Genomic DNA, 9,325 nt, shown 5'->3' on the forward strand with positions numbered 1-9,325 from the left:
ACAGTGTTTGAGACGCGCTAACCCTGCAATCTTAGTAACCTTGTGACAAAAGCTGATCCAAATTTGCTCCTTGATAAGAAACAACTCATAATGGCGCTACGAAGTGACTTCTCAGAGGGCATAAAACAAATAGCTATAAAAGCAGCTATCAAGATAATAAGAGATACATGGAAACAGCCTGAAAAAGCAGAAGATGAAGCCTATGTAGAAGAAGTCGCCACGCAGATAGTAGAAAGCTTTACGACGGAATTAAAAAACAACACAGAATTGGAGAGTCCAGCTGACAATGTGCTTGACAAAGCCATACCACTTGCAGAACCACAGCTACAGCCCATAGCTCCCGTCCCCTCATCAGCCGTAATGTTTTCCAGCATGGAAGCTTATACTCGCAAAGACTTATGGCAAAAGGATACCGAGGGAATAGCTTATTTACAACATAGAGCTAAAGGCAACCCCAAGAATTACATTGAGCATTATATCTCTAGCCCAGGCGATATTACCATGCTTCCCTGGGATGAAGCTCAACAAATTATTGATAAGTTTGGTTTTACAACTGCCAAGTTACACCTGATTTTTGCTGCCCATGCTATGAATCAGGAGAAACCTTGGCAAACCACATTCAACCTGAAAGCAAGCGATATCATTCAGGAATTTGGCTGGGATAGAAACCACGAAAAACCAAAACCAGAAAAGCTGCTAGAAATTGCTAGCACAGCCTTTGCCCTTGATTGTTTGTTAGTCAAAACCGTTTGGGTGGAGGGGAGGAATAAAAGAGGAGAAATTATAGGTAGCGTTCCTGTAGGGAGAATGTGGAATGTCCAGATTAAAGCCACTGGTCAATTTAATTTGTCAGGGAAGATAGACAATCCTGATGAAGTTTACATTACAATACAGCCAGGATTGTGGACTCAAGATTTTTTGAACCGAGCAGGAGCCAAATCGCGGGAAGCTTTATATCAGTTTGGCTACTTAGCCCAGCAAGTTTTAAAAATTGACCCCTACCATGATGAACTCGCGCTAAGGTTGGCTATATATTTAACATTAGATAGTCGGGTTCGTCTTGATGGAAAGTACAGAGTCATTGAGTTATTAGAAATTGCATTCCCCAAAACGGTCATAGATAAAGCCCGGTTAGACTTTCGCAGAGCTTATGACCTAAAGCAGCGCTGGGATAGTGCTATAAAGCTACTGCTCAAGCTGGGCTGGCAGATTGTGTTTGACGCGCAAACCTACCCCGAAGAGCTAAGACCAGATTCACTGGATAAGAATCCTAGAGGCTACTTGGAGAAACTGCTCTGTGCCAAGCTAACTATCAAACCCCCAGCCCCTATCCCTGAACTTATAGCATCCAAAACAAAACCCAAGGTAGAACAATTACAGTCCAAAGCTAAAACCAAGGTAGAACGATTACAGTCCAAAGCCAAGGTTACACCGTCACAAGACATCAGTTTGACTAGTAGTCAAGTTAGAGAAGCACGTATTGACAAAGGGTGGACGCAGGCTAAACTGGCTGGTTTTCTCGGTGTGTCCCAAAAGCTCATCTCCCTGATTGAACGGGGTGAGCGCACCGTCAATCCACAACTAGCTGCCCAGATGCGAACGCTTCTGGAAATCCAAGATTGAGTATTGCTACTTAACAGTTCTCAACTACCAACCAATTATGGGGTATGCCGAGATACTCGCCTGACGAGTCCACATTGTAACGAAATGTAACAAGTGCTATGTCGCGCAATCATTATGCTCAGAATTGGCTCAAACATTTCTTTACATTAGTGAGAGAGTTTGCTTTTTTATACTAAAGCTTTCCGAACTAGAGTCTTAGTCAGGTTTCCAGTCGAGTTCTCAAATATTTAATTTCTCATTCCAAATCTTACTGATAATTCTTTAATTTCTTCCTCCTCCAACTTGCGAAACAGTGGCTCTATCACATGAATTGGATGACCTGGATACAAAGCATCAAAATTAACACTCTCGCTAATCTTTGTCATTCTGTCAGTATTAGACAAGTGTAGCGCATCAAAAAGCTTTGCGGAAGTGAATGGAATAATTGGAGCAGAAACAAGTGCGTAAATTCTGATGAGATTAATACAAGTCCGCACCACTTGGGCTGCTTCTTCACGGTTCTCTTTAATCAGCTTCCACGGTGCTCTTTCGTCAATATATTGATTCCCAATAGACCATAAGGAATAGAGAGCTTCTATTGCCTTGCGAAACTCCATATTTCTTAGAGAATCGCAGTATTTGTTCACAAGTTGTTCGCTCTTATTTTGTAATTCCTGTTCCCTTGCACCAAAACTGCCACCATTCGGAACAGTTGCACCAAAATTCTTGGCGGTAAATTTGAGAATTCGATTAACAAAGTTGCCAAATGTATCAGCTAACTCTTTGTTAACTTTAACTTGAAATAACTCCCAAGTAAAAGCAGAATCAGCAGATTCAGGAATCATCGACAAAAGACTATATCGCCAATAATCTGCCGATAAAATGTTCAATGCTTGGTCTAGGAAAACGCCTCGTTTTGCACTAGTAGAAAACTTTCCACCATAATATGTCAGCCAATTAAATCCCTTAATTTGGTCAGCCAGTTTCCAGTTTTCTCGCGTACCCAGAATCATCGCTGGAAACATAATGGTGTGGAATGGCAAGTTATCCTTAGCCATAAATTGCACATACTTGGTATTTTCTGTATCACGCCACCAAGTTTCCCAATCTTGGGAATTTTTTATACCCCATGCTTGAGTTGCAGAAATATATCCAATGGGTGCATCAAACCAAACATAGAAAACTTTTCCCTCAAACCCTGGACGAGGAACAGGAACTCCCCAAGACATATCACGAGTAATACATCGGTCTTGGAGTCCTTCATTCAACCACTTCATTGCAATTGATTTGGTGAGGTTAGACCAATTTGGATGTTCCTCAACCCAAACTTTTACCGTATGCGAGAGTGCAGAAAGCTTTAAGAACAGGTGCTTGGTTTTTCGGACTTCCAAACGCTTGCTTCCTGAAATTGCAGAACGCGGTTCTATTAAGTCAGTTGGGTCTAGTAAAGATGTACAATTTTCACATTGGTCTCCCCTAGCTGATTGATATCCGCAATGGGGACAAGTCCCAATAATATATCTATCTGGCAAAAAACGCTCATCATCAAGAGAGTAAACCAGACTAATCTCCCGTTCCTCGATAAAGCCGTTTTTGTCAAGAGACTGATAGAAATGCTGGGTTAACTCGTAGTTATAAACTGATGAGTTGCGACCAAAATAGTCAAACGATAAACCAAGGTTTCTGTAAATCTGTGCCTGGATTTCGTGCAATTTTTGGCAGAAAGTTTCTACATCAAGTCCTGCTTCTGTTGCTGCTATTTCAGTAGGTGTACCATGTTCGTCAGTGGCGCAGATGAACAGAACAGTTTCGCCTTCCTGTCTCAAGAAACGAGCATATACATCTGCTGGCAGCATGGAACCTACAAGGTTCCCCAAGTGTTTGATGCCGTTGATATAAGGCAGTGCGCTGGTGATTAAGTACTTTACCTTGTTGTCAAGAGTATTTTTAGGCGTTATGGGTGGAGTGGAGAATTTACTGTACCCCCATGAAGACTTTTGTGTTAAATCTTGTATTACTTTTTATAATACACAATGTTATATGAAAATTCGAGACTTGCTGAATAAAAACAGCGAGGAATTAAAGGGAAAGCTTTAATAGAAGCAAATATTGCTCAAGAGACGATTACAGTTCCGAACCTCAAGTATTACCTGTGGTCGGCTGGTTTTCTGTTCTGACTTTGTTTTAGAACAAATCACCCCCAAAATTGGCTTCAAAGCCTTATCCTGTATAGGTTTAAGCTTTAGAACCAAAGCATCCACATCCCCCGACAAAAACACCCGTATCCCCGGATAATCCATTTTTGGAACCCTTACTGCTGGCTGTCGAAGGTCTTCTGTTCTCGCAAATTTTTAGAACAAATCACCCCCAAAATTGGCTTCAAAGTCTTATCCTGTATAGGTTTAAGCTTTAGAACAAAAACACCCGTATCCCCGGATAAAAACATTCGTATCCCCGGACAATCCATGTTTGGAACGCTTACTGTTGGAGAAGTTAGTTTGAGTATTTATACTTATTTTTCCAAAATACCAGCCGATTATCACCTGTGGTCGGCTGATTTTCTGTTTTCACTTTGTTCTAAAAAAAATAATTCAAAAAATTGGCTTTAAAGCCTTATCCTGTATAGGTTTAAGCTTTAGAACAAAACCATCCGTATCCCCGGACGAAAACACCCGTATCCCCGGACGAAAACACCCGTATCCCCGGACAAACTATTTTTAAGACCCCTACTACATAAGACTTTCAGCCCTTTAGAACAGCCAGGAGTAAAGATCAATAGATCAGGTCGCCAAACCCGTTTTTGCGGATCTGGCATCATGATGCAGGCAATGTTATATAAATTTCGCCAATTCAAGATGAATTGCTGCATTTGCTCCAGCGCAAACCAGAAAAACACATCAGGACTTGATGTCAGAAACTCCAAGAGCACAAAACGGGTGGGAAAACTGAAGCATAAGCAACACCCTTGGTTTTGGCTATCCGTGAATCGAGAAGTATTAATTGTAAAAAAAATAAATAAAAAGAACCCAAAATTTATGGTAAATTTTGGGCGAAATCCAATTAAGAAAATATTTATAACCCCAATGATAGAGCTGGTTTCCAGGCTTGTCAAAGAACATCCGGCAAGCATACAGAAAAACAATCATCCTCAAAATAATCACCCTCAAGGAGGAAGGCAATGAGCATCCTTCCTCCACCACACATCTCAACTCAGCACTGGGAAGAGTGGGTCATCAAAAGCGGCGTCCATCCTGAACTCACCGCATTGAATGTTATTTCCCTATCAGGCGATAGAATTTACGATTACCTGCTCTACTCGCCATTAATTAAGCGCCGCAACAGCGGAAGAGTCACCGACTCCTATTTAAAGCGCTATCGACCGTTAGAAAATGGCGGCTGGTGGTGCGGTGGCGGAATTGACCCGATAAACTGGGAAGAAATGCTCTGGGGTCAACTCAAGCCGGATACCCCTCGCTTACAATCAGAAAAAGATAAAGAATTTAAGGGATTTGGTCAACCGCCGAAGGTAGTTAAATATGAACCCCCGCCAAAAACTGACCTGAGAGCATACTTTCTGCATGTTCCTCAAGAAATTTGGGATAAAGTCGCCAAGCGCTACAAAATCAAGCGATATAATTCTCCCCTGGCGCTACGGCTTTGGGATAGACGCAAGCCAATGAGTTTTTGGGAATGGGTGTACTTGCACCCGGAAATCCCCATTATTATCGTCGAGGGAGCGAAAAAAGCAGGGGCACTGTTGAGTGCTGGTTATGTCGCAATTGCACTCCCTGGTATTTCTTCCGGTATAAGGAGCCTACAAGACCCTACAACAGGTCAAACCCTCAATCGCCACCTTATCCCCGAACTCGAGAAATTCGCCGCCCCTGGGCGCGAAATTTACTTCTGTTTTGACAATGACCCAAAACCCACCACAAGGGCGAATGTGGATTTATCAATTCAGCGCACAGGTGGTTTATTAGCACAAGCTGGATGCAATGTCAAGGTCATCACCTTAATTGGTGACCAAAAGGGAGTTGATGATTTTATCGTCGCCAATGGCGAAAAAGCGTTTGAAAGCCTCTACAAGGCTGCTGTCAGCTTGGAGGTGTATACAGCCTCTCTGCTGTGGCAACTGACCTACAAGGCGACGCTGAGGCTAAATCAGCGCTATTTAGGAAATATCCCCTTCCCCTTATCCGGTTTTGCTTGTGTCAAGTCTCCTAAAGGAACGGGAAAAACTCAATCGCTGGACGAGTTAATTATCGAAGCCCAGAGGGAAGGCAGAAAAATTCTGGTGGTTACGCACCGCATTCAGCTGGGACGGGCGATTTGCGATCGCCTAGGGCTAGATTGGATTGAGGATATCCCCTCAAGCCAAACTAGGGGCTTATTAGGCTTTGGAGTTTGCATTGACTCCGTACATCCCATATCTCAAGCTCATTTTAACCCCAAAAACTGGGCAGGAGCGATTCTGGTACTCGATGAAGTCGAGCAAGTCATATGGCACTTGCTCAACAGCTCCACTTGCTACGAGAAGCGTGTCTCAATTCTTGAAACCTTCCAGCAGCTATTGGGTTTTGTTGCATCTACCGGAGGACTGATTATTGCTCAAGATGCAGACTTGAGCAACTTGAGTATTGATTTTATCAGAGGAGTGATTAAGCGGGAATCTGAAATTGATTTGCAGCCGTGGCTGGTTGTCAACGACTGGCTTCCAGAAGAAGAGATGCGTTGGAACGTAACCATCTACAAATCAAAAAATGCCGCACCTGTGCTGACTCAGATAAAGAGATCGCTCACGACTTCACCCAAAGCAATTATGATTCACTGCGATGGCCAAAAAGCGAGAAGCAAATGGGGAACTAAAAATCTAGAATCCTGGGCAAGAGAAAACTTTCCCGATGAGACAATTCTGAGGATTGACTCAGAAAGCGTCGCTGACCCCACTCACCCTGCCTACGGTTGCGTTGAGAAAATTAATGAAATTGTCACGCAGTATAGGATTATAATAGCTTCACCCAGTATTGGGACGGGAGTGTCAATTGATGTCAAAGGGCATTTCCAAAAGGTGTTTCTCATTTCTCAAGGGGTTTGCCCGGAATCGGAAACACGGCAAGCTCTGGCGCGCATCAGAGAGCCAGTTCCTCGCTTCATTTGGGCACGGGGGTATGGCTTAGGTAAAATCGGTAACGGTAGCCCTAGCTACAAGGCGTTACTGACTTCAACTTTCAAAGTCGTCAAAGCTAACATCAGGTTACTTAAGGATTTTGATTTTGACATCGACGCTGCCATTGAACCTGTAGCAACCGCGACTTGGGCAAAGATGGCTTCCCGGATTAATGCTTCCAGTTTCAGATTCCGCGATGCTTTGTATCAAGGATTAGTTGCTGAGGGACACCGGGTAACTGTAGTTGATTCCAACAACGAAAAGGAGAACGAAAAGGAGGACAAAGATAACTCAGACCAACTCAAAACTTGCTGCGACACCAATCAATCAGCAGAAAACCAAGCAGTAGAGATGGTAGAGTTTCCCACAGAAAGTAAGTATTTGGAACTCAAGGAGAAACGAAACAAAACCCCGTCTGAGGTGTTGCAAGTCCGAAAATACGAACTCAAGCAACGCTATGGGGTGGAGGTAACAGCAGACTTAAAACAAAAAGACGATTCTAGCTGGTATCCTAAAATTCGGCTGCATTACTTTTTGACCCATGATCCCGAGTTTGTCCAAATGCGAGATCGCCAGCATTTCGAGGGACATATTGAACGGGGGAATGGACGGGTGTGTCTTTGGGATATGAAAGGCTACTTGCCCAAAGTAGAAGCGCTCAAACTGCTAAATATTGGTCAATGGTTTGACCCCAAACGGGAACTCACTAGCCATGATCCAGACCTCATCGCCTGGGCAGATTTGGTCAAACGATACGCCCGCGAACTCAAGGATTTGGATCTGGGAAGCTTTAACGAAAAACTTTCTCCTATTCAAGTGCTACAGATTGTGCTGTCTAACCTTGACATGAAATTAGAGAAGTTGGAGCGACGGCGGGTTAAAGGCGAGAAAAATCCTGTGCGTTTTTACCGCTACTTTGAACCGTGCGATGGTAGGGCGGAGATTTTTGCAGCTTGGGAGCAACGAGATATTTTAGCTGTTTCCTCCAAGCTACAGCATTCTGCTAGTTCACAAGATGTGACTGTGACACCCCCAAATATATAGAGATAAATACAATTGGGGGTGTAGTACTAAATAATCAAATCATTGGACAAAGCTAGACATAACCGGTTTATTACCAGCTTCATGTTTTCTGTTAAAGTATTAAAATACCAACATCAAAAAATGGTATGCAACTAGGTTTTAAAACCAAACTGAAAACAACTCCGATTCAACAACAATTATTTGCTCAACATGCGGGTTATAGCCGTTGGGTCTATAATTGGGCACTTGCTGCCATTGAAGATTTTTATCAGTCTGGTGTCAAACTTAGCTACAGAAAAGCTCGCTCATTTTATACAAGTTTTGTCAAACCTGAATACCCTTGGATGAATACTATGTCATCAAGGGTTTATGTTTATGCTTTTGAGCATCTTAATGTTGCATACAAACGTTTTTTTAGTGGTATTGCTAAAAAGCCAACTTTGAAAAAGAAAGGTAAATCAAAAGATTCTTTTACTGTCGATTGGAATGGGAAAGTTAAACGAACAGGTGGAACTTGTATTAAATTGCCTGCACCACTAGGAACTGTTTGTACTTTTGAGAAGCTACCCGAAGTTGACATAAAAAAAGTCACTATCAGCCGTTGTGCTGATGGTTGGTATATTTCGTTTAATTATGAAATACCATACGTATCTGTATCTCAATCTCAATGTACTGATGTCGATGACGTTATTGGTGTAGATTTAGGCATAAGTAGTTTAGCTGTAGCTGTCAGTTTAAATACAGTCAAAACTTTTGAAAACCCGAAAAAATATCGAGAATCGACGAAAACGTTAGCTCGACTCCAACGACAATTACAACGTAAAGAAAAAGGTAGTAAACGACATCTCAAAGCGAAAAATAGATTAGCTCGATACCACAAGCATATTGCTGATACTCGCAATAATACTATCAACCAAATGACTACGACTATATGCAAAAACCACGCAGTTGTAGTTATTGAAAATCTTAACGTTGAAGGTATGATGCAGAATCAGAAATTAGCTGCTGCTGTTGCAGATTGTGGATTCGGTGAAATTGAACGTCAGTTTCACTATAAAACGCAAAAATTCGCTCATACGTTAATACAAGTTGATAGATTTTACCCATCCTCTCAACTGTGTCCTAAATGCGGAGCAAAACAGAAAATGCCCTTAAACGTCCGTCAGTATGAATGTTCATGCGGTTACAAGCGTGACAGGGATGAGAATGCAGCGTTTAATTTGTGTTTGTTTGGATGGGAAAAATTAGGTTTTAAAGCCGGAGAGTTACCCGGTTCTGATCGTGGAGGGTTAAAGATGCCGACATCACCCGCTGAAACGATAAAATAGTCAGAGGTTTCTCCGGCTTGTCCGGATTTGTCCAACGAAATTATAACTGTCACAGAAAATGAGCCGACTGCGGAAAATTCGGATTATGATTTCTCAGGGGATGCTGATGTTATAGATTTGCACATGATATCAAGCTGAATTCTTCCAAACAACCCATGCAAAAAGCGCCCCCCTTTTCAGGAGAGCGCTTTTGACTTATTCAATT

Annotated in this window: 5 protein-coding genes; 4 read left to right on the plus strand and 1 reads right to left on the minus strand. The window is 42.4% G+C overall.

What is annotated here, in order from left to right; genetic code table 11:
• The first annotated feature begins 90 nt into the window (after window positions 1-90).
• Entirely contained in the window at window positions 91-1,623 is a 1,533-nt protein-coding gene (locus tag DP117_RS32095) for a helix-turn-helix domain-containing protein (protein ID WP_248277931.1), read from the plus strand.
• Window positions 1,624-1,850: 227 nt separating this feature from the next.
• On the opposite strand, the gene metG is transcribed toward DP117_RS32095, so the two are convergent.
• On the minus strand, window positions 1,851-3,617 hold the full coding sequence (gene metG / locus DP117_RS32100; protein ID WP_339381112.1) for a methionine--tRNA ligase: 1,767 nt from the start codon (window positions 3,615-3,617) through the stop codon (window positions 1,851-1,853).
• A gap of 801 nt (window positions 3,618-4,418) precedes the next feature.
• Between metG and DP117_RS32105 the strand changes: the two genes are divergently transcribed.
• The 3 genes from DP117_RS32105 (at window position 4,419) to DP117_RS32115 (ending at window position 9,120) form a co-directional block, all read left to right on the plus strand.
• Entirely contained in the window at window positions 4,419-4,784 is a 366-nt protein-coding gene (locus DP117_RS32105) for a hypothetical protein (protein WP_169222221.1), read from the plus strand.
• On the plus strand, window positions 4,781-7,813 hold the full coding sequence (locus tag DP117_RS32110; protein WP_169222222.1) for a plasmid replication protein, CyRepA1 family: 3,033 nt from the start codon (window positions 4,781-4,783) through the stop codon (window positions 7,811-7,813). Before DP117_RS32105 ends, DP117_RS32110 begins: the two co-directional genes overlap by 4 nt.
• A gap of 125 nt (window positions 7,814-7,938) precedes the next feature.
• Window positions 7,939-9,120, plus strand: a complete 1,182-nt coding sequence (locus DP117_RS32115; protein ID WP_169222223.1) for an RNA-guided endonuclease TnpB family protein — start codon at window positions 7,939-7,941, stop codon at window positions 9,118-9,120.
• Window positions 9,121-9,325: the final 205 nt, after the last annotated feature.

The organism is Brasilonema sp. UFV-L1 (genome assembly GCF_012912105.1).
Classification (GTDB): domain Bacteria; phylum Cyanobacteriota; class Cyanobacteriia; order Cyanobacteriales; family Nostocaceae; genus Brasilonema.